Source organism: Lysobacter sp. Soil_N_23, from assembly GCF_057656135.1.
On record NZ_JBDGKY010000032.1, the window covers coordinates 1 to 23,881 of the forward strand.

Sequence of the window (23,881 nt, forward strand, 5' to 3'; positions counted from 1 at the left end):
TCCGAAGGCGGGGCGTGGGCCATCCATGGCCCACTGCGGAGCAATCCCCGGCCCGGCGGACGACGCTTCGGCAATTCGTTGCGTGGTCTTCGGTGGCCCTCACCCCAACCCCTCTCCCGTAAACGGGAGAGGGGCTAAAGAAGATCGTCATCCCCGCGAAGGCGGGGACCCAGCGTCGTTGCTCCTAAGGCCGTCATCCCCGCGAAGGCGGGAACCCATGGACGTTGCTCTCCCGTCATCCCCGCGAAGGCGGGGACCCAGCGACTTGACGCTCAGAGCTTCCGCCGCCACGGCGGATCCAGCGGCGGCTTCAGCTTGATGATCCGTGCCTGCACCGGGCAACTGTCGCGGTGCGCACCCTGCAGATAGCCCAGGCTCATCAGGAACTCGCCGGTGATCTCCCCACCGGTGAAGCGGAACGTCTTCTTGAACAACTTCACCCAGTCGGCCTTGTCGCGATGCTTGCCGTCCACCGACATGTTCGCGTCCAGCCATTGCGCGAAGCTCCCATGCGAGGCGCGCAGCCCCTGGATCACCTGGGCATTGTGGATCGCCGCGTCGACCTTCAGACGATTGCGGATGATCCCGGCATCCTCGAGCAGCCGCGCCCGATCGGCCTCGCCGTAGGCAGCGACCTTGTCGACGTCGAAGCCGTCATAGGCACTGTGGAATCCCTCGCGCTTGCGCAGCATCGTTTCCCAGCTCAGCCCGGCCTGGTTGATCTCCAGCACCAGCCGCTCGAACAGCACGGCGTCGTCGCGTTGCGGAAAGCCGTACTCGCGGTCGTGGTAAGGGCCGTGCAGCGGGTGGCCGGGGGCGTAGTCGCAGTAACCGGACATCGCTTACGGCTTGCCCGCTGCGTACTGCTCCAGCCCCAGCACGCCCAGGCCCTGCTCGAAGCGGATATCCACCGGGATCTTCGCGTCCTTGAGCCGTCCCAGGTCGGCAGCCAGCTCCGGCTTGATCATGCCCAGCGTCTGCGTCATGCGCTTGGCCTCGGCGTAGTCGCCGTCGCCCTGCACCTTGAGCAGCTTGGCGCTGAGCGCGTTCATTGCCGCGCGCATCTTCTCGAAGTCGACGCGATAGCGGCCGTCCGGATCGCGGCTGAAAGCGCCCTGCTCGGCGAAGAAGTTGAAGCGCACCATGTTGGCCTTGCCGTGCGCATCGCTGGCGCCGAAGCGCACCGAGCGCAGGATGCCGGCGAGGAAGGTCACGTAGCCATCCATCAGCTTGCTCTCCTCCAGCTCGCCCTGGCGGCTGAGCGCATCGATCATGTACAGGCCGAGGATGTCGGCCTTGCCTTCCTCGAAGCTGGAGGAGTATTCCTTCAGCGCCTCGTCGACCGTGCCCTTGCCGTCCAGCGTCTTCTTGATGCCCAGGCCGTGCGCGACCTCATGGAACATCACGTCCTCGAAAAACGCATCGAAGGTGACGTGCCTGAGCTGGTCGGCGGCAATCAGTTCCTTCGCGATCGGTGTGAGGATGGCATCGAACTTCGCCTTCATCACGTTCTCCAGCTGCAGCCTGCGCGTGCCCTTGGCCAGCTGCACTTCCTCGTCGTTGGGCAGGTTGATGGCAATGGTCTTTGCGCCGACGTTGGCATTGCCGCCGTAGTAGACGACCTGGTACGCATTGAGGTCGGCCGCCGAGCCCGGGACTTCGGCCTTGTACTTGTCCTCCACCGGCAGGCCCTTCTGCAGCGACGGCAGGAAGCTGGCGAAGCGGGCGAGCTTCTTGCTCCACTCGACGTCCTTGACCAGCACCAGACCCTCGTAGGCGGCCTTGTAGCCGAACAGCTGGTCCTCGTAGGTCTCGATCGGGCCGATCACGATGTCGACCGGATTGGTCTTCATGTCCATCCACGCCATGTCGCTGGGCTTGAAGTCGTCATCGAGCAGCGCCTTGGCGCGCATCGTCAGGTAGTCCGCGAAGGACTTGTCCGCGCTCAGCGCGGCGGCCTCGCGCAGCAGCGTGGAGGCGCGTTCCAGGTCGGCCCGGTAGGCCTGGTGGTAAGGCACGGTCACCAGCTTGCCGCCGTCGCGGCGCAGCAAGGTGTAGTTGGAGGTCTTGTCGGGCAGCGCGGCCACTTCGAACTCGGCCTTGTTCATGTCGGCCGGATAGAACGGCCCGCCCGGCGGACGCGTCCCGACGCCGTCGATGATCGGCGTGTCCTCGTTGAGGCGGTCCCACGGGCCGAAGTTGATCTCGGCCAGTTCACGCGTGGCCGCATCCGGCGCACGCGCGAGCAGGGCGGCGCGGTCGCCGTCCCAGGATTGCTTCCAGTAGATGTCGTTCATCACCTCGCTGGCCTGGACGAGCTTGGCGATCATGCGCTTGCCGGCATCGTCGAAACCCGACAGGTCGGCCTTGAGCGGTACCAGCGCGTAGTCGCCGGCATGGGCGGCGGCGTAGCTGGACGCGGTGGTGGTGGCCTGCGCCGCCGGCTTGGCCGGCTCCTGCGGGGTCTGCGGCTTGCATGCGCTCAGGGCCAGGCCGGCCAGGCAGGCCACGGCAAGGGCGCGAAGGAGGGGAGAGTGCAGGAGCGAGGCGATCGGAAGCGGAGCTGTCATGGCGGCGGCACGGCGTGGACAGGGAAAGTCGCCATCCTACGCCCGCGATGGTGCGGCACGCATCGCACAACGCGGGCTAGAATGTTGGCCATGTCAGTGACTCCCACGCCACTTGCCAATCAGCTGCTGATCGCGTTGCCGGCCCTGGCCGATTCCAACTTCGCGCGCAGTGTGGCTCTGATCTGCCAGCACGATGCCGATGGCGCGATGGGCCTGGTCGTCAATCGTCCGTCCGAGTACACGCTGGGCGAAGTCTTCGGCCAGATGGGACTGGAAGGCGGCGACCCGTCGCTGTTGTCGCAGATCGTCCTCGCCGGCGGCCCGGTCCATCCCGAGCGCGGCTTCGTCCTGCATGACGGCGGTTCGCAGTGGGATTCGACGCTGGCGATCACGGAACGGCTGTTCCTGACCACTTCGCGCGACATCCTCGAAGCGATGGCGCGCGGCGATGGCCCCGACAACGCGATCGTCGCGCTGGGTTGCGCCGGCTGGGGCTCCGGCCAGCTCGAGCAGGAACTGACCGAGAACGACTGGCTGACGGCACCGGCCGATCCCGAGCTGCTGTTCGAGCTGCCGCTGGACGCGCGCTGGCAGGCGGCGGCCGGGCGCATCGGCGTCGATTTCGCGTACCTGGCCGACTACTCCGGGCACGCCTGATGCCGGGCTCCGCGGACAAGGCGTCATCGATCCGGCGCGACGGCACCGTGCTCGGCTTCGACGTCGGCGCACGCCGGATAGGCGTGGCGGTCGCCAGCGCTTTCGGCCATGGCGCGCGCGCACTGGCGGTGATCGACGTCCACGGCCATGGCCCGGACTGGGCCGCGATCGACCGGCTGCGCAGCGAGTGGCGCCCCGACGGTCTGATCGTCGGCGATCCGATGAGCCTGGACGGTGGCGACCAGCCGATCCGCGTCCGCGCCCATGCCTTCGCCCGCGAACTGCACACGCGCTACGGACTGCCGGTGGTGCTGGTCGACGAGCGCATGAGTTCGATCGAGGCCGCGCAGCGCTTCGCCTCCGATCGCGCCGAAGGCCGCAAGCGCCGCCGCGATGCCGAGGCGCTGGATGCGGTGGCGGCGGCGGTGATCATCGAACGCTGGCTGGCCGCGCCGGACGACGCTCTCGACCTTTCCGAACTTCCCCATCCAACTTGAGCCGGTTGGCCTCGCGCCGATCGGACACGCCTGCACGACGACCCATGAACTCACCGCACACGCACCTGCCACGCCACCTGCTGACCCTGCAAGACCTCGAACGCGGCACGCTCGATGCACTGCTGGTGCGAGCGCAGGCGTTCGCCGAGGGTCACTACGACCGCCGCGCACTCGACGGCATCGCCGTGTGCACGCTGTTCTTCGAACCGTCCACGCGCACGCGCATGAGTTTCACGCTGGCGGCGCAGCGCCTGGGCGCGGACGTGCTCAATTTCGATGCCTCGACCTCGTCGACGCGCAAGGGCGAGACCGCGCTCGACACGCTCAAGAACCTCGAGGCGATGGGTGTGCGCGGCTTCGTCGTGCGCCATCAGGACGATGGTGCAGTCGCCGGTCTGTCCGGGCACGTCAACGACGGCACCGTGCTGGTCAACGCCGGCGACGGTCGCAGCGCGCACCCGACCCAGGGCCTGCTCGACATGCTGACCCTGCGCCAGGCCAAGGGCGCCGACTTCTCGAAGCTGAAGGTGTTGATCGTCGGCGACGTCAAGCATTCGCGGGTCGCCCGTTCCGACCTGCAGGCGCTGCGCACGCTCGGCACCGGCGACATCCGCGTCTGCGGCCCGGCCTCGCTGCTGCCGGACGACGGCACGCTGAAGGGCTGCAACGTCTCGCACGACCTGGATGCCGCGCTCGACGGCGTCGACGCGGTGATGATGCTGCGCCTGCAGCGCGAGCGCATGGAAGAGGGCCTGATCGCCTCGCTCGACGACTACCACCGCGATTTCGGCCTGACCAGCACCCGCCTCAAGCGCGCCGCGGCCGACGCCGTGGTGATGCACCCGGGCCCGATCAACCGCGGCGTCGAGATCACCGACGAAGTCGCCGACGGCCCGCAGTCGCTGATCCTGCGCCAGGTGAGCAACGGCGTGGCGGTGCGGATGGCGGTGCTGGAAGCGCTGCTGCGCGGCTGACTAGTACCTACCGCCGCTTGGCGCGTTGCTCGCGGATGTAGGTCAGCTCCTTCTGCGCAAGCGCGTTGCCAGGCTCGACCTCGAGCGATTTCAGATAGAGCGCCTCGGCCTGGTCCAGGTCGCCCAGTTCGATCTGGGCATAACCCATCCCGCGCAGCACCACCGCGGACACGTAGCGGTTGCTGTCGAACTTCTCGACCAGTTCCTGCGCGTGCTGGTAGCTGACGAGTGCTTCGCCGGAGCGCCCCAGGGTGTTCAGCAGGTAGCCTCGCTCGGCATGCGGCTCGGCCCAGTACGGGGCCATTGCGCTTGCCTTGTCGAGCATTGCGAGCGCCTCGTCGGGCTGCTTTGCCTCCACGTACAGGAACGCGCTCATCTTGTAGGCGGCCGGGCAGGCCATGTCGACCCATTCAATCGGAACGTCCTTTCGCGAGGCGTCGACATAGGCTTCGTACTCGGTGGCATTGGCGACGCTGACCAACTCCCGTCCGGGGACGACCAGACGATCGCAGAACCCGAGCACAGGCACCTGCAGTTTTCGCGCGGCAGCGAAATCCCCTTGGTTGGCCGCAGCGAACACTTTGGCGTTGTCCTGGCGGTACTGCGATCCCAGCTGCGGGGTCGAATCGCTGGACAACCAGGTCCTGACCGTCTCCGCCTGCGCGACTGCGGACAACGGCATCCACGCAAGACAGCCGGCAAGGGCCATCGACATCCTGCTCATGGTCATTCCTCCCCCTGTGGTTGTGCCATTCTTGCCTGATTGCGGGCCGTCCGCAGCAGCCATCAGCGCCGCTGCGCAAACACCCACGTCCACAGCTCAGGCATCGCATACGCCGGATCCCACACGGCGTGCCCCACGCCGGGCAGTTCGCTGTAGCGCACATCCGCGCCAACGCGGCGTAACGCCTCGGCCATGTGCCGCGACTGATCCGGGGTGACCGCGTCGTCGTTGGCGCCATGGAACAGCCACATCGGCAGGTGCTGCAGGCGCTGCGCCGCCGCCGCGAATGGGTCTGGCGCTTGCGCCACGCCCTCGACTTGCAGGTGCTCGGGCACGCCCGGCGGTTGCGTGATGCCGCCGCAGACCGGCACCAGCGCGGCAAAACGCAGCGGCTGCATCAACGCCAGTTCGTACACGCCGTAGCCGCCACGCGACAATCCGGTCAGGACAATGCGGTGCTTGTCGCCGTCGAACTCGCGCAGGCTCGCATCGAGCATGGCCAGTGCCATGCGTGCGTTGGCGCCATCCCAGGACTGGCCTTCGGGCGACTGCGGAAACACCACGATCGCCGGGAAGTCGGGCAGGTGCTTGCGCAGGTAGGGACCCAGGCCAACCTCGGTCTGTTTCTGGTTGTCGCTGCCTCGCTCACCGGAACCGTGCAGGAACAGGATCACCGGCGGATGGCGACCACCGGCCCGCGCCGACGGCACGAACACCTGGTAGCGGTGCGTGGCGCCTTCGATCTGCAGCTCTCGCTCGACAAAACGGCCGCTGGCTTCGCGCGCCGGGTGATGCACGCAGGCGGCGGTCAAGGCCAGCAACAGCAGCACGAGCAGACGGGCAACGTTCGACATCGACAAGCCTCCGGGGCGCGGAGTCCGGGAATGCCGCGAACGCTACCGCAGCAGGATGAGCGTCGCCAGTCCGAGGAAGGTGAAGAAGCCCATGACGTCGGTGACGGTGGTGAGGAAGATGCCGCTGGCCAATGCCGGATCGAAACCGGCGCGACGCAGCGTCACCGGCACCAGCACGCCTGCCACTGCCGCGAACAGCAGGTTGAGGGTCAAGGCGACGCCGATCACCAGCGACAGGCCGACGCTGTGGAACCACAGCAGCACGATCAGCGCGAGCAGCGTGCCCAGCACCAGGCCGTTGAGCAGGGCCACGCGCGCTTCCTTCCACAACAGCGTGCGCACGTTGGCCGCGCCAACCTGCCCCAGGGCGAGGCCGCGCACCATCAGCGCCAGCACCTGGGTGCCGGCGTTGCCGCCCATGCCGGCGACGATCGGCATCAGCACCGCCAGCGCCACCAGCTTGTCGATGGTGTCGGCAAATTCGCCGACCACGCTCGCGGCCAGGAACGCCGTGCCCAGGTTGATCGACAGCCAGATCAGACGCCGACGCGTCGCGCGCCAGACCGGGCTGAAGAGGTCTTCGTCCTCGTCCAGGCCGGCCGCGCTCAGGGCCTGGTGTTCGGCCTGGTTGCGGATGATGTCGACGACGTCGTCGATGGTGATGCGCCCGAGCAGGATGTTGTTCTCGTCGACCACCGGCGCGCTGAGCCAGTCATGGTCGGAGAACTTGCGTGCGACCTCGTTCGCCGATTCCTCGACGTCGATGGCGGGTTGCTCGTCGTCGATCAGCTTGTTGATCGGCGTGCCCGCGTCGTGCGTCAGCAACGCCGCCAGCGCCAGCCGGCCCAGGTACTGGTGGCGGCGGCTGACCACGTACAGGTGATCGGTGTGTTCGGGCAGTTCGCCGCGCAGGCGCAGGTAGCGCAGCACGACGTCGACGGTGGTGTCGGTGCGCACCGTCACCACGTCCGGGTTCATCAGGCGGCCGGCGGTGTCCTCCGGGTACGACAGCACCTGCTCGAGCCGTTCGCGGTTCTCGCGGTCCATCGACTTGAGGACTTCGTCGATGACGGTGTCGGGCAGGTCCTCGACCAGATCGGCAAGGTCGTCGATATCGAGGTCGGAGGCCGCGGCGATGATCTCGTCCGGGTCCATCTCCGCCAGCAGGCTTTCGCGCACCTCTTCGCCGACGTGGACCAGCACTTCGCCGTCGTCCTCGGCGTCGACCAGGCCCCACACGATCGTGCGCTTGGCCGGCGGCAGCGATTCGAGCAGGTTGCCGATCTCGGCGGGGGAGAGGGTGTTGACGAGCCGGCGCACCGGACCCAGACGGCCGCTGTCGAGCGCATCGGAAAGCAGGCGCAGCTGGCGCGCGGTCTTGTCGTGGCGGACGGCTTCGGCCATGCGGGGCTTCCGGTGGCGCATCGCACCACGATGGCGCGACAGGGCTAGGTGTTCATGGCGCGCATTATCGCCCCTGGGGACGATAAAGCCCACCCCTGCAAGGCGTAGACGTAGGAGCGAGCTTGCTCGCGATCCCGTTGGCCGGAGCCGGAGACCTGGTGCAGCGGTTGCGGTTCAGTGCATCCGGGGAGAATGGCTTCGTACCGACGGTTCGCGAGCAAGCTCGCTCCTACGAACGCCCGGTCGTGGGGGCGTTGGCGTGGATCCACTCTTCGATCGCCATGCGGTCGCGGGCGCGCAGCAGCGCCGGCGCATTGGCCTTCAACTGTGCCAGGTTGCAGTGGCGGATGGTCCGGCGCAGTTCCAGCAGCGTCGCCGGATGCAGGCTGAACTCGGTCAGGCCCAGCGCCAGCAGCATCGGCGCGAAATGCGGATCGCCGGCCATCTCTCCGCAAACCGCAACCGGCTTGCCGCGCGCCTCGCCGAGGCGGATCACGTCGCGGACCAGGCGGATCACCGCCGGATGGAGCGGTGTGTAGAGGTTGGTCAGCGCTTCGTTGTTGCGGTCGGCGGCGAGCAGGTACTGGACCAGGTCGTTGGTGCCGATCGACAGGAAGTCGACGGAACCGATGAACGACGAAAGCGCGATGGCGGCGGCCGGCACTTCGATCATCGCGCCCAGCGGCACCTGCTCGGCCACCTCATGGCCTTCCTCGCGCAGCTGCGTGGTGACGCGCTTGAGCATGCTGCGTACCGCGCGCACTTCCTCGCGGCTGCTGATCATCGGCAGCAGGATGCGCAACGGCCCATAGCCGGAGGCGCGCACCAGGGCGCGCAGTTGCGACTCGAGCAGCCCGGAACGCGCCAGCGACAGGCGCACGCCGCGCAGGCCCAGCGCCGGATTGGGTTCGTCGCGCAGCGCCAGGCCGGTGCGATCGGCCTTGTCGGCGCCCAGGTCGAGCGTGCGGATGGTGACCGTGCGGCCGGTCATGCCGAGCACGACGTCGCGGTAGACGCGGAACTGCTCATCCTCGTCGGGCAGTTCGTTGCGTTGCAGGAACAGGAACTCGGTGCGATACAGGCCGACACCGGCCGCGCCCAGCGCATGCGCCTCGGCGACGTCGTCGCGCGATTCGGCGTTGGCGAACAGCTTGACGTCGACACCGTCGGTGGTGCGGGTCGGCTCGCGGCGCAGGCGGTGCAGCTGCTTGCGCTCGCGCGCCAGTTCGCGCACGCGGCCACGGTGCGAGCGCAGGTCGTTGGCGTCGGGCTCCAGCACCACCCGACCGCTGGCGCCGTCGACGGCGAGCACGTCGCCATCGTTGATCTTCTGCATCGCCTGCGCTGCGCCGACAACGTAGGGCAGGTGCAGGCTGCGCGCCAGGATCGCGCTGTGCGACAGGATGCTGCCGCTGGTGGTGACGATCGCCATCACGCCCTGGGCCTGCAGCTGGACCAGTTCGGCGGGGGCGACGTTGTCGGTGACCAGGATCTCGCCGGCGACACCGGAGATGCCGTTGTCGTGGCGGTGCAGGGCGGCGTGGACGCGACCGATGACCTGGTCGATGTCGTCGACGCGGCTGCGGAAGTAGGCATCGTCCATGGCCTGGAAGACCGCGGCGATGCGGTCGCGCTGCAGGCGCAATGCGTAGTCGGCGGAGTAGCGGCCGGTGCGGATCAGTTCGTCCAGGCCGCTGAGCAGTTCGGGGTCGTCGAGCAGCAGGCTGTGCAGGTCGAGGAACTCGCCGACTTCATGCACCAGCGCGCCGTGAAGTCGCTCGCGCAGCGCGAACATCTCGTTGCGGACGGTGGCAATGGCGGCGTGCAGCCGCGCGACTTCGGTTTCGACCGCCTTGGCCGGAATGTGCTCCTCCAGGACCTCGAGCGCGTGCGGCAGGCGGACACGGGCGCGGCCGAGTGCGCTTCCGCGCGATGCACCGTGCCCGTTGAACTCCTGCCTCATTCCTTTCCCCGATGATGTGTGGTGGTGCGTCAGCTATCTTCGTCGAAGCGGCGCTCGAACAGCGATATCACCGCCTGCGCCGCACTGGCTTCGTCCTCGCCCTCTACCCGCAGCTTGACCTGGGTGCCCTGTCCGGCGGCCAGCAGCATCACGCCCATGATGCTCTTGGCGTTGACCTCGCGACCCTTGGCGGTGAGCGTGGCGCTGCTGCGGAAGCCCGACAGCGCCTGCACGAGCTTGGCAGTCGCGCGCGCATGCAGGCCGAGACGATTGGAGACGGTCAGTTCATGTTCGATCATCGCCGATTCCTCAATCCCGCTACACGCCCGATGCTGCACCGCCGGGCCAGGTCACGCTTGCTCTGCCAACGCCATTCCATTTCGTCGTGCTCCAATTGCCTTCTCACGCTTCATCCACGATGACGCCGTTGCGCGCACCGGCGGCGGCCACGGCGGGCAGCTCGTCCAGGGTCAGGTCGGCGTAGTTCATTACCCGCAGCAGCATCGGCAGGCTCAGCGCCGACACGCGCCGCACCGGCGTGCCCAGGCGGGCGACCTTGGCGGCGAGGTTGCTCGGCGTGGCGCCGTACAGATCGGTCAGCACCAGCACGCCGTCGCCGCCGTCGACCCGGCGCAGGGCCGCGCTCGCCAGCGGCAGCAGGGCATCGGGGTCGCCGTCGAACGGCACCTCCAGCGCTTCGGTGCGCAGCGGCAGCGGCCGCAACAGGCGCCCGGCCACCGCGATCAACGCGTTGCCAATGCCTTCATGGGTGATCAGGAGGATGCCGACGGCCATACCGCCAAATTAGCAGAGCCGGGTGACGGGCCGGAAGCGCTGTGACAACGAGGTCCGATGAAGGGCGACCGGCCAAGAGCGATCGGCGTCGGAACGGCGTCGTCCGCCGGCCCTGGGATTGCTCCGCCCCGCGGACGCCATCCTGGCTTTACGCGGGGCGTGGACCATCCATGGCCCACTGCTCCGCAATCCCAGGGCCGGCGGACGACGCTCGGGCTCGTTGAGGCACTGCCTGCGGGTTCGCGCGACACCGCGGGAAACGAAGCGGCCCGCATCGCTGCGGGCCGCGGTGGGCGATCGCCGGAGCGACCGCGTGGGTCGTCGCCGATGACAGGGGCATCATTTCGACGGCGGGGTGGTGTCGTCCTTCGGTGGCGTCTGCGAGCCTTCCACCGGAGGCGGCGTCGGTGCACCCGACTCCGGAGTCGTCGTCGGCGACGTGGTGGTGTCGGCCGGCGGGGCGGTCGTGTCAGGCGGTGGCGCATCGGCCGGCGCGGGCGTCTCCTCGGGTGCAGGCGCCGTGGTTTCGGCCTTCTGGCAGCCGCCCAGGGCGAGCGCCGCGGAGGTGAGCACCAGGGCGAGGGCTGCGATCATCGGATGGGACAGGGTCGCTCTCATGGATTGCCTCCTCACTAATACTGGCTCGCGCCGCCCTGCTGGCTGGCGGCGTATTCGGTCTCGGAAAGCTGTCCGTCGCCATCGCGATCGGCCTTGGCGAACTGACTGGTCAGCCTGGCGTCGACGGCCGCTTCGTCCTTGCTGACCTTGCCGTCGGCATTCACGTCCATGTCGCGGAAGCTCATCATCTTCGGTGCTGTGTCGATGGTCCTGTCAGGCGGTGGCGTCGCGGGCGGTTCGGTGCGCTGGGCCAGTGCCGGCGGTGCGGCAAGCACGGCGAACAGAACCAGCGTCATCATCGATGGAAGGTTGCGGATTGGCATGGGCATCTCCGTGGTGGAGTCGCGCTGCTTTACAACGCAGCCCGACCCTATCCGCACCCGCGCAAGCCAGATGCAAGCAAGCTGCAAAAATTTCGTGATGCCGTCGATCGTGGCGACGCGAAGTCAGGAAGGATTCACGGCATCTGGCCGCGACACCGCGACGATGGGCTTGCGCTCAAAAAGGCCTCTCCCGTTTGCGGGGTGAGACGACACTGCTTGCGAGCCATTGGCTCGCGTGTCCTCGAACGCACGAGCGCCATGCGCTCGGGCCGGGGCGCGGGTTGGGGTGAGGGCATGACGGCGAAGCAACGTCACTGGATCCCCGCCTTCGCGGGGATGACGGTTTTCTATAGCGCCTCTCCCGTTTACGGGAGAGGGGTTGGGGTGAGGGCCACCGAAGACCATGCAACGAAACACCAGAGCGTCGTCCGCCGGGCCGGGGATTGCGCAGCAGCGGGCCATGTGGCCCGCGCCCCGCATTCGGACAGGACGTCCGACCAAGGGGCGGGGCAATCCCCGGCCCGGCGGACGACGCCGCTCCGGTGCAACAACCCCACGCCCACGCGGAAGCAACAACAGGTCCCTCGCTACGCTCGGGACGACAGTCGAAAAACGCACGAGGTGATCGTGGCGCGTCAGTCCAGTTCGCGGTGATGCACCGCGACTTCTTCCCAGCCCTGCTCACGCGCGTGCGCGGCAAGACGCTCTGCGAGGTAGACCGAGCGATGGCGGCCACCCGTGCAACCGAACGCGATGGTGGCGTAGCTGCGGGTGCTGTCGACATGCAGGCGCGGCAACCAGGTGTCGAGGAACTGGCTCACCTGGTCCGCAAACAGGTTCACGTCCGGCTGCGCTTCCAGGTACTCGCGGATCGCGGCATCGCGACCCGACAGTGGGCGCAGCACCGGATCCCAGTGCGGGTTGGGCAGGGCGCGCGCATCGAACACGAAATCCGCATCGGCCGGCACGCCGCGCCGGTAGGCGAAGGACTCGAACAGCAGCGACATGCCGGTGTCGCCACCGATGCCGAACTCGGTGATGACCTGGCGGCGCAGCTGGTGGACGTTGAGGTCGCTGGTGTCGACCACCGCATCGGCGATCGTGCGCAACGGCTTGAGCACTTGGCGTTCCAGCGAGATCGCATCGGCCAGCGACAGGCCCAGATGGCTCAGTGGATGGCGACGGCGGGTGTCGGCATAGCGCTTGAGCACGGTGGCGTCGCTGGCATCGAAGAACACCAGCTTCGGATCGAGTCCCAGTGCGCCCACCGCCGACAGCCAGTCGGGGATGTTGCTCAGGTCGCTGTGGCGGTTGCGCACGTCGATGCTGACCGCGAGCTTGGCCGGCACACCCTCATCGGCGCGCTGCACGCTGGCCACGAACTGCGGCAGCAGGTCGGCAGGCAGGTTGTCGACGCAGAAGTAGCCCAGGTCCTCGAACGTCTTCAGCGCCACCGACTTGCCCGAACCGGACATGCCGCTGACGATCACGAGGGAGGAAGGCGGGGTTTCGCTCATGGGCGGGGTCTTTGCGCTGGCGTGGAGCGGCGTCAGGAATCGCCGCGTTCAAGGAAATTGCTGTGGCGGGCGATGAACGCAGCCGCCGGGTCGAGCCCCTTCATGCGCAGGCTGTGCAGGCGCGTCGCCGCTTCGGTCAGCACCGCCAGGTTGCGGCCGGGCATGACCGGCAGGGTGATCATCGGCACGTCCAGGTCGAGCACGCGGCGCACCCCGCTGTCGCCGGTGAGGCGCTCGATGCCCATCGGCTTGGGCTCGGTCATCGGTTTGGCCAGGTGCACGATCAGGCGCAGGTACTTGTTGTTCTTGACCGCGGTGTCGCCGAACATCTGGCGGATGTTGAGCACGCCCAGGCCGCGCACTTCCAGCAGGTCCTGCAGCATTTCCGGGCAGGTGCCATCGAGCACGTCGGGTGCGATCTGGGTGAATTCCGGTGCGTCGTCGGCGACCAGGCGGTGGCCGCGCGTGACCAGTTCCAGCGCCAGCTCGCTCTTGCCCGAGCCCGATTCGCCGGTGATCAGCACGCCGATCGAATAGATCTCCATGAACACACCGTGCAGCGTCACCCGCGGCGCCAGCGTGCGCGCCAGGTGGTACTGCAGGTGGTTGAGCAGCTCATGGCCGCGCCGCGGCGACACCCACAGCGGGGTCTGGCTTTCCTGCGCGGCAATGCGCAGGTCCTCGGGGCAGGTCTGGTCCTTGCTGATCACCAGTGCCAACGGACGGAACTGGATGATCTTCTCGATCGTCTCCCAGCGCAGCCGCGAGTCGAGTGCGTCGAGCCAGGACAGTTCCTCAGTGCCCAGGATCTGCACCTTGTTGGGATAGATGGCGTTGAGATAGCCGGCGAGCGAAGGCCGCCGCGCCACGGTGTTGACCGCTTCGAGCACGCGCCGGTCGCCCTGCTGGCCGGCAAGCCAGCGCAGGCTGAGGCGATCGCGTTGCTGTTCGAACAGTTCCCCTGCGCTGATGCTCGTGCTCATTCGGGCCTCAGGCGCGATTGCCCGGCGGGCGACGTGCGCCCGCGCGGACAGGTGTTCTGGACAAGGCGCGCGACCGCAGCCGCGCTCAACGATTCATCCAGGGGCATGGAGTCGGAGGGGGTCAGCCGAAGCTGTCGCTGCGTGCGGCGCTCTCGCCGCGGTGGTGATCCACGACCTTGCTGCGGTGTTCCTTCAGCAGTCGGTCGAGCTTGTCGGAGAGCAGGTCGATCGCGGCGTACATGTCGATTGCAGCGGCGTCGGCGTGGAGCGTGCGGCCGGCGATGTTGACGGTGGCCTTGGCGCGGTGGTTGGGTTTGTCGAGGCTGAGCTGTGTGCGGACGTCGAAAGCCTGTTCGCAATGCCGTTCCAGTCGGGCCAGCTTGCTTTCGACGTAGTCACGCAGTGCCGGTGTGACTTCGATTTGCTGGCCGTAGGTTTCGATACGCATCGGAGACCTCCTTTACGTCGCACGGGAAGACAGGATGGCACGACCGGTGCGATGTGCAAGTGGCCACCGTTCGCAGTTTGCCCGGAGAGGGCTGGAAAGCCTTGATCCGTAGATGGTTTTGGCCAGTTTCATCAAGTCCTAATCAACTCCTTAACGCGCACGTGACACGTTCAGCTGATGCGGACGCGGTCCTGCGAGGAGGGGATGCTCATGGCCTCGCGGTACTTGGCCACCGTGCGCCGCGCCACTGGCACGCCCGTTGCCTTGAGCGTCTCGGCCAGGCGCGCGTCGGACAGGGGCTTGCGCGGGTTCTCGGCCTCGATCAGGCGGCGGATCATGGACTGGATCGCGGTGCTGGAGGCCTCGCCGCCGGCGCCGGTGTCGATGCCCGAAGCGAAGAACGCGCGCAGCGGTATGGTCCCGCGCGGCGTGCGTGCGTATTTGCGCGCGATCGCGCGTGACACGGTGGATTCGTGCAGCCCGACCTCGGCCGCGACTTCGCGCAGCGTCAGCGGCCGCAGCGCGCTGTCGCCGAACTCCAGGAACGCCGCCTGCTGCTTGAGCAGGCAGCGGGCGACCTTGATCAGCGTCTCGCCGCGGGCTTCCAGGCTCTTGAGCAGCCAGCGCGCTTCCTGCAGGTGGCCGCGCAGGTAAGTGGCGTCGGTGCCGCTGGCGTGGCGCACCATGCTCTCGTAGCCGCGATGGATCGCGATGCGCGGGCGCATGCCGTCGGCGAGCGCGACGCGCCACAGCCCGTGCTGACGCCAGATGACCAGGTCCGGGGCGATGTACGTGTCGCTGGCGATCGCGCCGATCTGTGCGCCGGGCCGCGGATCGAGCGAGCGCAGCAGGTGGACCGCGGTCTCCACTTCGCCCAGGTCGAGCCGCATCTCGCTGGCAAGACCGGCGACGCCGACCTTGGGAAGGCGCTCGAGCGGGCCATTGGCCAGCTGATGGGCCAACGCCTTGCCCGGGGTTTCGCTGGCGAACTGGGCCAGCTGCAGGCGCAGGCATTCGCCCAGGTTGCGCGCGCCGACGCCGACCGGATCGAACTGCTGCACCTGGTGCAGCACGGTGGTGAGCTCTTCTTCGCCGGCCTCGACCGCGGGCGCCAGCGAGGAGGCGATCGACGCCAGCGGCTCGCGCAGGTAGCCGTCGTCGTCGATGGCTTCGATCAGGGCGACACCGATCAGGCGGTCGCGCGGCGACAGCGGGCTCAGGTGCAGCTGCCACAGCAGATGGTCGTGCAGCGTGTCCGATTCGGCGACCTGCTCGGCGACCGGCGCGTCGTCGTCGCTGTCGGCCGGGCCGATGCGCTCGTACCACGGCTCGCCGTCGTTGCTGCCCCATTCGGCCTCGGGCGGCAGGTGCTCGGTGCTGTCTTCGTGCGACGGCGAATCGCTTGCGCCGTTGCCATTGGTGACGCTGATCGCGACTTCGGTCCAGTCCAGCAGCGGATTGCTTTCCACTGCGGCCGCCAGTTCAGCTTCAAGCTCGACTGCCGACAACTGCAGCAGGCGGATCGCCTGACGCAGCTGCGGTGTCATCACCAGCTGTTGTCCTAGTGCGGCTTGGAGGCGGGGCTTCATTGTCTGAGACTAACGCGACCGGGGGAGGTCGACGGCCGCGTCGCGTTCGTCGCGATGCGCACTCCGCGCACCGCATCCTTCGTTGACTGCAAATTACAGTCGGAAGGTTTCACCCAGATAAACGCGTCGGACGTCGGGATTTGCAAGCAGCGCATCGGGTGCTCCCTGCGCGAGCACGCCACCTTCGTTGAGAATATACGCCCGATCGCAAATACCCAAGGTTTCGCGCACGTTGTGGTCGGTGATCAGCACGCCGATGCCCCGATTCTTGAGGTGGCGCACGATTCTCTGGATCTCGCCGACGGAGATCGGGTCGACACCGGCGAACGGCTCGTCGAGCAGCATCAGCCGCGGCTTGGCCGCGAGCGCGCGGGCGATCTCGACGCGGCGGCGTTCGCCGCCGGAGAGGCTGGCGCCGATCTGGTCGGAGACGTGGTTGACCTGGAGCTCGTCCAGCAGGCTGGCCAGCTCGCGCTCGCGCCCGGCCTTGTCGAGGTCCTCGCGCAGCTCCAGCACCAGGCGGATGTTGTCGGCCACGCTGAGCTTGCGGAACACCGACGGCTCCTGCGGCAGGTAGCCGACGCCGTACTTGGCGCGGGCGTACATGGGCTCGGAGGTGATGTCCTTGCCGTCGAGGACGATCTGGCCGGCATCGGCCGGGACCAGGCCGACGATCATGTAGAAGCAGGTGGTCTTGCCGGCGCCGTTGGGGCCGAGCAGGCCGACGACCTCGCCAGCATCCAGGGTCAGGGCGAAATCCTTGACGACCTCACGAGAACGGTAGGCCTTGCGCAACCCCTGGGCGACCAGCATCAGCCGCCTCCCTGCGCGTTCTTGGGCAGGATCCGGATCTTGACCCGACCGGCATCCTGGCCGCCGCCCTGCACCTGGCCGGTCTTCATGTTGTAGATCACCCGTTCGCCGGCGATCGAGCCGCTGGGCTGGCGGATGTTGACGCCGCCGGTGAAGACCACGATTTCCGACTTCAGGTCGTAGTCGACCTTGCTGGCGACCGCGTCCATGGCCTTGCCGTCGTCGAGCTCCTGCTTGAGCGTGACCGGCGAGCCGGTCAGCACCGCCCGCACCGGGTCGCCGCCGCTGGAGTGGATCACGGCCTGGCTGGAGCGGATGTCGAGCGTGCCCTGGGTGATGATGACCCCGCCGCTGAGCGTGGTCGGATGGCTGTCGTCCATCGAGTAGTCGCTGCGACCGGCGTCGATGTCCATCGGTTTGCTGCGGTCGCTGGTGCGGGCCAGCGCGGCGACCGGGGCCAGCGCCAGTGCCATCGCCAGTACGGTCGCCAGGCGAAGCATCGGCAGGCTAGCGGACAGATCGGTCATAGCGGGCCTTGACGTCGGAGTTGAGGATGATGCGCTTGGCATCGAGGTCGGCTTCCAGCCCTTGGCCGTTCAGTATAAAGCCCGGCTGGGTGACCGTTACCCTGGCGGTCGAAGTGGCGCGCTTGTCGTCCGGGAAAACGTTCAGGTGGTCGGTCGTGATCTTGACCGGCTTGCCCTCGGCATTGGTGCTGTGCGCATCCACGCCTCCGCGCAGGCGCACTTCCTCGCCCTTTTCACTGACCCAACCGGTCTTCGAACGCACTTCCCACGGGGTCGCCTTGCTGCCGGCCTTGGGCGGAATCACGAACAGCGGCGTGGCGATGTCGAGCGTCTTCACCTTCGGGTCGCGCTCCATCTTCGGCGCGGTCAGGGTGAAGGCTTCCTTGCCCTGCTCGTCGAGCACGGTCAGCTCGAAGTCGTGCAGGGTGTAGTCCGGTCGATTGGCGGCTCCGTCAGCGAGCGAGTCGCGGTCGCGCTGGGACCACAGGGCCCAGGTGCTGAGCACCGCGCCGACGAGCAACAACAGGAAGATCACGACGCCGCGTCGGGTCATGCGTTGCCCTCGATGCGGGTGCCTTCGACCTGGCTGACCTGGGCCAGCAGGGTTTCGGCGTGGCCCTGCGCGGCCAGCAGCAGGTCGCACAGTTCGCGCGCCGCGCCATGGCCGGCACGAAGGCTGGTGCGCCAGTGGACTCGGCCGGCGACCCAGGGGTGGGCGTTGGCGGGGGCGACGGCGAGGCCGGTCTGCAGCATGACCCGCAGATCGGGCAGGTCGTCGCCCATGAACGAGACCTGGTCCATGCCGATGTCCATGCGCGCGGCGATGTCGCGCACGCAGGCGAGTTTGTCGGCGACGGCCGTATGCGCCTCGGTGATGCCCAGGTCGGCGGCGCGGCGCAGTGCCACTTCGCTGGCACGGGCGGTGACGAAGGCGACCGTGATCCCGGACTTGCGCAGCAGCACCAGGCCCTGGCCGTCGTGGACGTGGAAGGCCTTGAGTTCGCGACCCTCGCTGTCGAAGAACAGGCGGCCGTCGGTCAGCGTGCCGTCGACATCGAAACAGGCCAGGCGGATGCGCGCCGCGCGTTCGCGGATGTCGGCCGGATAGTCGTTGAGGTGGCTGTAGGTCATGGGGCTTGGCGGCATGGGTCTTTAGACCACCCGAGCGCGCAACAGGTCATGAATATTGAGCGCGCCGACCACGCGACGGGCCTCGTCGACCACGAGCAGGCCGCTGATCTTGTGCGCTTCCATCAGCTGTGCGGCCTCGACCGCGAGCGAGTCGGAACCGATCGTCTTGGGCGAGCGCGTCATCACTTCGGCGATGCGGGTATGGCGCAAGTCGACGCCGGCATCGTCGAGCGTGCGGCGCAGGTCGCCGTCGGTGTAGAGGCCGAGCAGGCGGCCATCGTCATCGACTACCGCGGTCATGCCCAGGCGCTTGCGGCTCATCTCGATCAGCGCCTCGCTGATGCTGGCGTCGGCGCTGATCCGCGGAACGTCGTCACCGGCATGCATGATGTCGGAGATGTGCAGCAACAGGCGACGGCCGAGTGCGCCGGCGGGGTGCGAGCGGGCGAAGTCGTCGGCAGTGAAGCCACGCGCGTCCAGCAGGGCCACGGCCAGTGCGTCGCCCAGGGCCAGCGAGGCGGTGGTGCTGGAGGTCGGCGCCAGTGCCAGCGGGCAGGCTTCGGCCGGCACGCTGACATCCAGGTGCACGTCGGCCTCGCGCGCCAGCGAGGAGTTGGGGCGACCGGTCATGGTGATCAGCTTGTTGCCCTGGCGCTTGAGCACCGGCAGCAGCATCAGGACTTCGTCGCTCTCGCCCGAGTAGGACAGCGCCAGGACCACGTCGACGTCGGTGATCATCCCCAGGTCGCCGTGGCCGGCCTCACCGGGGTGGACGTAGAACGCCGGGGTGCCGGTCGAGGCCAGCGTGGCGGCGATCTTGCGGGCGATATGGCCGGACTTGCCCATGCCGGTGCAGACCACGCGACCGCTGGAGGCCAGGATCAGCCTGCAGGCGGCGCTGAAGTCGCCGTCGATGCGTTCGGCCACGGCGGCCAGCGCCTGCGCCTCGATCTCGAACACGCGGCGGCCGCTGGCGGCGAGCTGCGCCGGGTCGTCGGCGTAGGGCTGGAGGGGGTGGGGCTGGGCAGGGGTGGGGACGCTTGCCATTTCGGACCGGGGGCCTTTCCGCTAGGCTAATCCATCAATTCTATGCGGTTCATCCGCCAAAAGCCCGTCAAGCCCGGGCTCCCACCCACCGCGAGACCGTGCGCAGCCCCGCTGCCGCAGGCCGCATGCACTTTCGAGACCCCGCCCAGTGAATCCCGAGACCATCCGCCAGCTGATCGAACAGGGCCTGCCCGGCTCGCGCGCCGACGTGCGCGGCGACGACGGCGTCCATTTCGAGGCCACCGTGGTGGCCGAGGCGTTCCGCGGCAAGCTGCCGCTGGCCCGTCATCGCCTGGTCTATTCGACCCTGGGTGAGCGCATGGGCGGCGAGATCCATGCCCTGGCATTGAAGACGCTGACGCCTGAAGAAGCCGGCTGACACGGCGTCGTCGGCTTCACGGCCCGCGCTCTTTGTCGCCATCCCGAACACTCGAATCCAGAATCCAGACCCATGCAGAAGATCGTAGTAGAAGGCGGCGCCGCGCTGAACGGCGAGGTGCAGATCTCCGGTGCCAAGAACGCAGTGCTGCCGATCCTGTGCGCGACGCTGCTGGCCGATGGCCCGGTCTCGATCAGCAACGTGCCGCACCTGCACGACGTGGTCACCACGGCCAAGCTGCTGGCCGAACTCGGCGCCGGCATCACCGTCGACGAAGGCACCATCAGCGTCAACGGCAAGCCCGGTCGCGGCCGCGGCATTGTCGTCGACCCGACCACGGTGCACAGCCACGTCGCCCCCTACGAGCTGGTCAAGACCATGCGCGCTTCGGTGCTGGTGCTCGGCCCGCTGCTGGCGAAGTTCGGCGCCGCCGAAGTCTCGCTGCCCGGTGGCTGCGCGATCGGTTCGCGTCCGGTGGACCAGCACATCAAGGGCCTGCAGGCGCTGGGCGCCGAGATCACGGTCGAGAACGGCTACATCAAGGCGCACCGCAACGGCCGCCTGAAGGGCGCGCGCTTCGTCTTCGACGTGGTCACCGTCACCGGCACCGAGAACGTGCTGATGGCGGCCGTGCTCGCCGAAGGCACCAGCGTGCTCGAGAACGCGGCGATGGAGCCGGAGATCGTCGACCTGGCCGACTGCCTCAATGCGCTGGGCGCGAACATCGAGCATGCCGGCAGCGGCCGCATCGTCGTCCACGGCGTCGAGCGCCTGCACGGCGGCAGCCACGATGTGCTGCCCGACCGCATCGAGACCGGCACCTTCCTGGTTGCCGCGGCGATGACCGGCGGCCGTGTCACCGTGCGCCGCGCCCGTCCTGACACGCTCGATGCCGTCATCGACAAGCTCAAGCAGGCCGGCGCGCAGATCGACATCGACGGCGACCGCATCACCCTGGACATGCAGGGCAAGCGTCCGCGCGCGGTCGATCTGACCACCGCGCCGCACCCGGCGTTCCCGACCGACATGCAGGCGCAGTTCATGGCGATGAACTGCATCGCCGAAGGCGTCGGCGTGATCAACGAGACGATCTTCGAGAACCGCTTCATGCACGTCTCGGAGCTGCAACGCCTGGGTGCCGACATCCGCGTCGAAGGCCACACCGCGATCATCCGCGGCGTCGAGCGACTCACTGCCGCGCCGGTGATGGCCACCGACCTGCGCGCCTCGGCGTCGCTGGTGCTGGCCGGTCTGGTTGCCGAAGGCGCCACCACCATCGACCGCATCTACCATCTCGACCGCGGCTACGAGAACCTTGAAGAGAAGTTCTCCGGCCTGGGTGCGAGCGTCCGCCGCATCACCGGTTGAGGTTGACGTGATCCTCGCGCGCGGCAAATTCACGACCCGTCGCAAGGCCCTGCTGGGCCTGGTGCTGGTGCTGCTGGCTGTCGTGGCCTGGTTGCACTTCACCGGCGCGGCGGCCACCCGCGGGCTCGAGCGCAAGCAGATGGACTGGGACAACAACGGCCAGGTCACGATGCGCGAGATGCTGCAATCGCTCTACGCGGTGAAGGTGGAGATCACCCACGAGGGGGCGCGCGAATGCCGTGCCTACTCCTGGCGCGGGTCGACGGAGACGTTGCGGGTGGATTGCCGTACGACCATGCAGCCGGCAGCGCCGAAACCCTGACCCGGGGCGCCCGCGCGGCGGGCGCAAAACAACTGCTTCACCCGGCCCGCGAAGCAGGACCGACGATCACCGGATCGGGATCGCGCACCACCACGCGGTCCTTGAGGTCGTAGTTGAACGCGCTGAGGACAACGCGCATCGCGTTCAACCGGGCGCGTTTCTTGTCGTCGGAACGGATCACGGTCCACGGCGCCTCCGCCGTATCGGTCGTGGCGAACATGTCTTCCTTGGCACGGGTGTACTCGGCCCACTTGTCGAGTGAGGCCAGGTCCACCGGCGACAGTTTCCATTGCTTGAGCGGGTCCCTGCGCCGCCTGGCGAAGCGCCGGTGCTGTTCGGCGCGACCGACCGAGAACCAGAACTTGAACAGCCGGATGCCGCTGCGAACCAGCATGCGTTCGAAACCGGGACACTGGTGCATGAACTCCAGGTACTCGTTGGTATTGCAGAACCCCATGACCCGTTCCACGCCGGCACGGTTGTACCAGGAGCGGTCGAACAGCACGATCTCGCCCGACGCCGGCAGGTGTTCGACGTAGCGCTGGAAGTACCACTGCGTCCGCTCGGCCTCGCTCGGCTTGGTCAGCGCCACCACGCGGGCGCCGCGCGGATTGAGGTGTTCCATGAAGCGCTTGATCGCTCCGCCCTTGCCGGCGGCATCGCGTCCCTCGAACAGGATGACGACGCGCTGGCCGGTCTCCTGCACCCAGGCTTGCAGCTTGAGCAGCTCGATCTGCAATTGCCGTTTCTCGCGCTCATAGCGACGCCTGGACATGCGACTGGAAGGCGCCTGGCCGACGAATTCGGCGATGTTGGCCACTGCCCGCACCGGCTCCGTATCGGCGGCGGGGCAGGGGATGTCTTCGCCGGGCTCTGCCGGCAGGCGATCGGGATCGGGCATTCGAAAAGTTCCGCTGGCGATGGCGGCAGTGTTGCGCGCCACGCCACATCGGCCTTTGATCCGGATCAAGCGTGCCGGCGCGGAAACCGAGACGTTTTCCCGGGTACGGACCCGTGCCGCATTGCACATGCATTCGGTTCGCGATGTGCTAAGAATCGCGCCGACCCGCCAGGAATCCTTGCATGACCACCACCCGTCGCGACCTGCTCAAGTTCGGTGCACTTGCCGCTGCCTCCGCCGCACTGCCGCAATGGGCCTGGGCGAAACCGTCGAAACCGGTCGAGCGCGCGGCCAGGCCGCTGAACATCCTGATCCTCGGCGGCACCGGTTTCACCGGGCCGTTCCAGGTGAATTACGCGCTGGCGCGCGGGCACAAGGTGACCTTGTTCAATCGCGGCAAGCGGCCGTCGCCGGAATGGCCGGGCGACGTCGAGCAGCTCTTCGGCGACCGCAACACGGGCGATCTCAAGGCGCTGCAGGGGCGCAAGTGGGACGTGTGCATCGACAATCCCACCAGCCTGCCGTTCTGGGTGCGCGATGCCGGCAACGTGCTCGAGGGCAACGTCGGCCAGTACCTCTTCATTTCCACCATCTCGGTCTATGCCGACGGCAGCACGCCGGGCATCACCGAGGCTGCGCCGCTGGCGGTGTACGAAGGCAAGGACGCGATGGCCGAAACGCAGGAGTCGCTGCGTGCGGACATCGAACACCTGTACGGCCCACTGAAGGCGCTGAGCGAGGCCGAGGCGCACAAGCAGTTCGGTGAGCGGGTCACCATCGTCCGTCCGGGCTACATCGTCGGCCCGCGTGACGAGACTGATCGCTTCACCTATTGGCCGCATCGTGTTGCGCAAGGTGGCGAGATGCTGGTGCCTGGCGATGGTTCCGATCCGGTGCAGATCATCGACGGACGTGATCTTGGCGAGTGGATGATCCGCTTGGCCGAGGCAGGTACGCTGGGCACGTTCAATGCGGTCGGCCCGGCCAAGCCGCTCAGCACCACGGCCATGCTCAAGGGCTGCGAGCGCGTCACGGGCAAGAAGCCGAAGTACACGCATGTGTCGCCGGAATTCCTCGAGGAGCAGAAGGTCGAGTTGCCGATCTGGGTTCCGTCGAAGAGTGGTCCGTACGCGGGCTATGGCGCTGTCAGCAATGCGCGTGCGATCGGTGCAGGTCTCACCTATCGGCCGTTCGATACCACCGTGGCCGATCTGCTTGCCTGGTTCCGCAGTCAGCCGGCTGAGCGTCAGGCGACCTTGCGTGCAGGCATCACGCGCGAGCAGGAAGCGACGCTGTTGAAGGCGTGGCACGCAAAGGCGTGACGTTCGCGCGTTCGTTCGCGTTCGTGCGGTATCGGTCTTCGGCCCTGCGGACGATGCTCTGGCATTTCGTTGCCCGTGCTTCGGCGGCCCTCACCCCAACCCCTCTCCCGCAAGCGGGAGAGGGGCTTAACACCGTCATCCCCGCGAAGGCGGGG

The 23,881-nt window shown here is 67.7% G+C and carries 27 protein-coding genes; 7 read left to right on the forward strand and 20 right to left on the reverse strand.

All coding sequences use genetic code 11. The annotated features are described in order from the left end of the window. Positions 1-272: 272 nt before the first annotated feature. Both AC3A3X_RS16955 and AC3A3X_RS16960 read right to left on the reverse strand, forming a co-directional pair. The gene (locus AC3A3X_RS16955) at positions 273-839 is read right to left on the reverse strand and encodes a DNA-3-methyladenine glycosylase I (RefSeq protein WP_487584173.1); all 567 of its coding nucleotides are present in this window, start codon (positions 837-839) and stop codon (positions 273-275) included. A 3-nt stretch (positions 840-842) separates the two neighbouring features. Then, positions 843-2,570 carry a dipeptidyl-peptidase 3 family protein gene (locus tag AC3A3X_RS16960; RefSeq protein ID WP_487584174.1) on the reverse strand — a complete coding sequence of 576 codons (1,728 nt, stop codon included), beginning with the start codon at positions 2,568-2,570 and terminating at the stop codon, positions 843-845. 90 nt (positions 2,571-2,660) lie between these two features. Here AC3A3X_RS16960 and AC3A3X_RS16965 point away from each other — a divergent pair, with 90 nt between their 5' ends. From AC3A3X_RS16965 to AC3A3X_RS16975, 3 genes are read left to right on the forward strand one after another with little or no spacing between them, the layout of a single operon-like run. Next, the gene (locus tag AC3A3X_RS16965; protein WP_487584175.1) at positions 2,661-3,227 is read left to right on the forward strand and encodes a YqgE/AlgH family protein; all 567 of its coding nucleotides are present in this window, start codon (positions 2,661-2,663) and stop codon (positions 3,225-3,227) included. Further along, the gene (gene ruvX, locus AC3A3X_RS16970) at positions 3,227-3,724 is read left to right on the forward strand and encodes a Holliday junction resolvase RuvX (protein ID WP_487584176.1); all 498 of its coding nucleotides are present in this window, start codon (positions 3,227-3,229) and stop codon (positions 3,722-3,724) included. The genes AC3A3X_RS16965 and ruvX overlap by 1 nt, the downstream gene beginning before the upstream one ends. A gap of 44 nt (positions 3,725-3,768) precedes the next feature. Further along, the gene (locus tag AC3A3X_RS16975) at positions 3,769-4,698 is read left to right on the forward strand and encodes an aspartate carbamoyltransferase catalytic subunit (protein WP_487584177.1); all 930 of its coding nucleotides are present in this window, start codon (positions 3,769-3,771) and stop codon (positions 4,696-4,698) included. Positions 4,699-4,705: 7 nt separating this feature from the next. On the opposite strand, the gene AC3A3X_RS16980 is transcribed toward AC3A3X_RS16975, so the two are convergent. From AC3A3X_RS16980 to AC3A3X_RS17060, 17 genes are all read right to left on the reverse strand, one after another. Further along, entirely contained in the window at positions 4,706-5,422 is a 717-nt protein-coding gene (locus AC3A3X_RS16980) for a tetratricopeptide repeat protein (RefSeq protein WP_487584178.1), read from the reverse strand. 62 nt (positions 5,423-5,484) lie between these two features. Then, a complete protein-coding gene (locus tag AC3A3X_RS16985; RefSeq protein ID WP_487584179.1) occupies positions 5,485-6,276 on the reverse strand; it encodes a carboxylesterase family protein in 792 nt (263 codons plus the stop codon). Positions 6,277-6,318: 42 nt separating this feature from the next. After that, on the reverse strand, positions 6,319-7,680 hold the full coding sequence (mgtE, locus tag AC3A3X_RS16990; RefSeq protein WP_487584180.1) for a magnesium transporter: 1,362 nt from the start codon (positions 7,678-7,680) through the stop codon (positions 6,319-6,321). 229 nt (positions 7,681-7,909) lie between these two features. Further along, positions 7,910-9,643, reverse strand: a complete 1,734-nt coding sequence (gene ptsP, locus AC3A3X_RS16995) for a phosphoenolpyruvate--protein phosphotransferase (RefSeq protein WP_487584181.1) — start codon at positions 9,641-9,643, stop codon at positions 7,910-7,912. 29 nt (positions 9,644-9,672) lie between these two features. Further along, positions 9,673-9,942: an HPr family phosphocarrier protein gene (locus AC3A3X_RS17000; RefSeq protein ID WP_158734195.1), complete on the reverse strand. Its 270-nt coding sequence runs from the start codon at positions 9,940-9,942 to the stop codon at positions 9,673-9,675. A gap of 103 nt (positions 9,943-10,045) precedes the next feature. Continuing rightward, the gene (locus AC3A3X_RS17005) at positions 10,046-10,438 is read right to left on the reverse strand and encodes a PTS sugar transporter subunit IIA (RefSeq protein ID WP_487584182.1); all 393 of its coding nucleotides are present in this window, start codon (positions 10,436-10,438) and stop codon (positions 10,046-10,048) included. A 339-nt stretch (positions 10,439-10,777) separates the two neighbouring features. Then, positions 10,778-11,056: a hypothetical protein gene (locus AC3A3X_RS17010; RefSeq protein ID WP_487584183.1), complete on the reverse strand. Its 279-nt coding sequence runs from the start codon at positions 11,054-11,056 to the stop codon at positions 10,778-10,780. Between the two features lie 14 nt (positions 11,057-11,070). Further along, positions 11,071-11,379, reverse strand: a complete 309-nt coding sequence (locus AC3A3X_RS17015) for a hypothetical protein (RefSeq protein WP_487584184.1) — start codon at positions 11,377-11,379, stop codon at positions 11,071-11,073. 635 nt (positions 11,380-12,014) lie between these two features. Beyond that, positions 12,015-12,896, reverse strand: coding sequence for an RNase adapter RapZ (gene rapZ, locus AC3A3X_RS17020; RefSeq protein WP_487584185.1), 882 nt, complete (start codon positions 12,894-12,896; stop codon positions 12,015-12,017). 32 nt (positions 12,897-12,928) lie between these two features. After that, positions 12,929-13,879, reverse strand: a complete 951-nt coding sequence (gene hprK / locus AC3A3X_RS17025) for an HPr(Ser) kinase/phosphatase (protein WP_487584186.1) — start codon at positions 13,877-13,879, stop codon at positions 12,929-12,931. A gap of 121 nt (positions 13,880-14,000) precedes the next feature. Next, the gene (gene hpf / locus AC3A3X_RS17030; RefSeq protein ID WP_158734200.1) at positions 14,001-14,327 is read right to left on the reverse strand and encodes a ribosome hibernation-promoting factor, HPF/YfiA family; all 327 of its coding nucleotides are present in this window, start codon (positions 14,325-14,327) and stop codon (positions 14,001-14,003) included. A 170-nt stretch (positions 14,328-14,497) separates the two neighbouring features. Further along, positions 14,498-15,916, reverse strand: coding sequence for an RNA polymerase factor sigma-54 (locus tag AC3A3X_RS17035; RefSeq protein ID WP_487584187.1), 1,419 nt, complete (start codon positions 15,914-15,916; stop codon positions 14,498-14,500). Positions 15,917-16,009: 93 nt separating this feature from the next. Continuing rightward, positions 16,010-16,729, reverse strand: a complete 720-nt coding sequence (gene lptB / locus AC3A3X_RS17040; protein ID WP_487584188.1) for an LPS export ABC transporter ATP-binding protein — start codon at positions 16,727-16,729, stop codon at positions 16,010-16,012. Beyond that, positions 16,729-17,256, reverse strand: a complete 528-nt coding sequence (gene lptA, locus AC3A3X_RS17045) for a lipopolysaccharide transport periplasmic protein LptA (RefSeq protein ID WP_487584189.1) — start codon at positions 17,254-17,256, stop codon at positions 16,729-16,731. The genes lptB and lptA overlap by 1 nt, the downstream gene beginning before the upstream one ends. Further along, positions 17,237-17,809: an LPS export ABC transporter periplasmic protein LptC gene (gene lptC, locus AC3A3X_RS17050; RefSeq protein ID WP_487584190.1), complete on the reverse strand. Its 573-nt coding sequence runs from the start codon at positions 17,807-17,809 to the stop codon at positions 17,237-17,239. The genes lptA and lptC overlap by 20 nt, the downstream gene beginning before the upstream one ends. After that, the gene (locus AC3A3X_RS17055; protein WP_487584191.1) at positions 17,806-18,387 is read right to left on the reverse strand and encodes a KdsC family phosphatase; all 582 of its coding nucleotides are present in this window, start codon (positions 18,385-18,387) and stop codon (positions 17,806-17,808) included. The genes lptC and AC3A3X_RS17055 overlap by 4 nt, the downstream gene beginning before the upstream one ends. 21 nt (positions 18,388-18,408) lie before the next feature. After that, positions 18,409-19,434, reverse strand: coding sequence for a KpsF/GutQ family sugar-phosphate isomerase (locus AC3A3X_RS17060; RefSeq protein WP_487584192.1), 1,026 nt, complete (start codon positions 19,432-19,434; stop codon positions 18,409-18,411). Positions 19,435-19,582: 148 nt separating this feature from the next. Here AC3A3X_RS17060 and AC3A3X_RS17065 point away from each other — a divergent pair, with 148 nt between their 5' ends. The 3 genes from AC3A3X_RS17065 to AC3A3X_RS17075 all read left to right on the forward strand — a co-directional run bounded on the left by AC3A3X_RS17065 (position 19,583) and on the right by AC3A3X_RS17075 (position 21,503). After that, on the forward strand, positions 19,583-19,813 hold the full coding sequence (locus AC3A3X_RS17065; RefSeq protein ID WP_487584193.1) for a BolA family protein: 231 nt from the start codon (positions 19,583-19,585) through the stop codon (positions 19,811-19,813). A gap of 72 nt (positions 19,814-19,885) precedes the next feature. Next, positions 19,886-21,181, forward strand: a complete 1,296-nt coding sequence (murA, locus tag AC3A3X_RS17070; RefSeq protein WP_487584194.1) for a UDP-N-acetylglucosamine 1-carboxyvinyltransferase — start codon at positions 19,886-19,888, stop codon at positions 21,179-21,181. 7 nt (positions 21,182-21,188) lie between these two features. Next, on the forward strand, positions 21,189-21,503 hold the full coding sequence (locus AC3A3X_RS17075) for an EF-hand domain-containing protein (RefSeq protein WP_233264922.1): 315 nt from the start codon (positions 21,189-21,191) through the stop codon (positions 21,501-21,503). A gap of 37 nt (positions 21,504-21,540) precedes the next feature. Here the strand turns inward: AC3A3X_RS17075 and ppk2 are convergent, their stop codons facing one another. Beyond that, positions 21,541-22,404, reverse strand: a complete 864-nt coding sequence (ppk2, locus tag AC3A3X_RS17080) for a polyphosphate kinase 2 (protein WP_487584195.1) — start codon at positions 22,402-22,404, stop codon at positions 21,541-21,543. A gap of 182 nt (positions 22,405-22,586) precedes the next feature. Here ppk2 and AC3A3X_RS17085 point away from each other — a divergent pair, with 182 nt between their 5' ends. Further along, complete coding sequence (locus AC3A3X_RS17085) at positions 22,587-23,726, forward strand: twin-arginine translocation signal domain-containing protein (RefSeq protein ID WP_487584196.1); 1,140 nt, start codon at positions 22,587-22,589, stop codon at positions 23,724-23,726. The last annotated feature ends 155 nt before the right edge of the window (positions 23,727-23,881 follow it).

Coding starts and splice junctions, on each gene's coding strand:
- AC3A3X_RS16955 (WP_487584173.1), bottom strand. CDS start 839: ATGTCCGGTTACTGCGACTACGCCCCCGGCCACCCGCTGCACGGCCCT.
- AC3A3X_RS16960 (WP_487584174.1), bottom strand. CDS start 2,570: ATGACAGCTCCGCTTCCGATCGCCTCGCTCCTGCACTCTCCCCTCCTT.
- AC3A3X_RS16965 (WP_487584175.1), top strand. CDS start 2,661: ATGTCAGTGACTCCCACGCCACTTGCCAATCAGCTGCTGATCGCGTTG.
- ruvX (WP_487584176.1), top strand. CDS start 3,227: ATGCCGGGCTCCGCGGACAAGGCGTCATCGATCCGGCGCGACGGCACC.
- AC3A3X_RS16975 (WP_487584177.1), top strand. CDS start 3,769: ATGAACTCACCGCACACGCACCTGCCACGCCACCTGCTGACCCTGCAA.
- AC3A3X_RS16980 (WP_487584178.1), bottom strand. CDS start 5,422: ATGAGCAGGATGTCGATGGCCCTTGCCGGCTGTCTTGCGTGGATGCCG.
- AC3A3X_RS16985 (WP_487584179.1), bottom strand. CDS start 6,276: ATGTCGAACGTTGCCCGTCTGCTCGTGCTGCTGTTGCTGGCCTTGACC.
- mgtE (WP_487584180.1), bottom strand. CDS start 7,680: ATGGCCGAAGCCGTCCGCCACGACAAGACCGCGCGCCAGCTGCGCCTG.
- ptsP (WP_487584181.1), bottom strand. CDS start 9,643: ATGAGGCAGGAGTTCAACGGGCACGGTGCATCGCGCGGAAGCGCACTC.
- AC3A3X_RS17000 (WP_158734195.1), bottom strand. CDS start 9,942: ATGATCGAACATGAACTGACCGTCTCCAATCGTCTCGGCCTGCATGCG.
- AC3A3X_RS17005 (WP_487584182.1), bottom strand. CDS start 10,438: ATGGCCGTCGGCATCCTCCTGATCACCCATGAAGGCATTGGCAACGCG.
- AC3A3X_RS17010 (WP_487584183.1), bottom strand. CDS start 11,056: ATGAGAGCGACCCTGTCCCATCCGATGATCGCAGCCCTCGCCCTGGTG.
- AC3A3X_RS17015 (WP_487584184.1), bottom strand. CDS start 11,379: ATGCCAATCCGCAACCTTCCATCGATGATGACGCTGGTTCTGTTCGCC.
- rapZ (WP_487584185.1), bottom strand. CDS start 12,896: ATGAGCGAAACCCCGCCTTCCTCCCTCGTGATCGTCAGCGGCATGTCC.
- hprK (WP_487584186.1), bottom strand. CDS start 13,879: ATGAGCACGAGCATCAGCGCAGGGGAACTGTTCGAACAGCAACGCGAT.
- hpf (WP_158734200.1), bottom strand. CDS start 14,327: ATGCGTATCGAAACCTACGGCCAGCAAATCGAAGTCACACCGGCACTG.
- AC3A3X_RS17035 (WP_487584187.1), bottom strand. CDS start 15,916: ATGAAGCCCCGCCTCCAAGCCGCACTAGGACAACAGCTGGTGATGACA.
- lptB (WP_487584188.1), bottom strand. CDS start 16,729: ATGCTGGTCGCCCAGGGGTTGCGCAAGGCCTACCGTTCTCGTGAGGTC.
- lptA (WP_487584189.1), bottom strand. CDS start 17,256: ATGACCGATCTGTCCGCTAGCCTGCCGATGCTTCGCCTGGCGACCGTA.
- lptC (WP_487584190.1), bottom strand. CDS start 17,809: ATGACCCGACGCGGCGTCGTGATCTTCCTGTTGTTGCTCGTCGGCGCG.
- AC3A3X_RS17055 (WP_487584191.1), bottom strand. CDS start 18,387: ATGACCTACAGCCACCTCAACGACTATCCGGCCGACATCCGCGAACGC.
- AC3A3X_RS17060 (WP_487584192.1), bottom strand. CDS start 19,434: ATGGCAAGCGTCCCCACCCCTGCCCAGCCCCACCCCCTCCAGCCCTAC.
- murA (WP_487584194.1), top strand. CDS start 19,886: ATGCAGAAGATCGTAGTAGAAGGCGGCGCCGCGCTGAACGGCGAGGTG.
- ppk2 (WP_487584195.1), bottom strand. CDS start 22,404: ATGCCCGATCCCGATCGCCTGCCGGCAGAGCCCGGCGAAGACATCCCC.
- AC3A3X_RS17085 (WP_487584196.1), top strand. CDS start 22,587: ATGACCACCACCCGTCGCGACCTGCTCAAGTTCGGTGCACTTGCCGCT.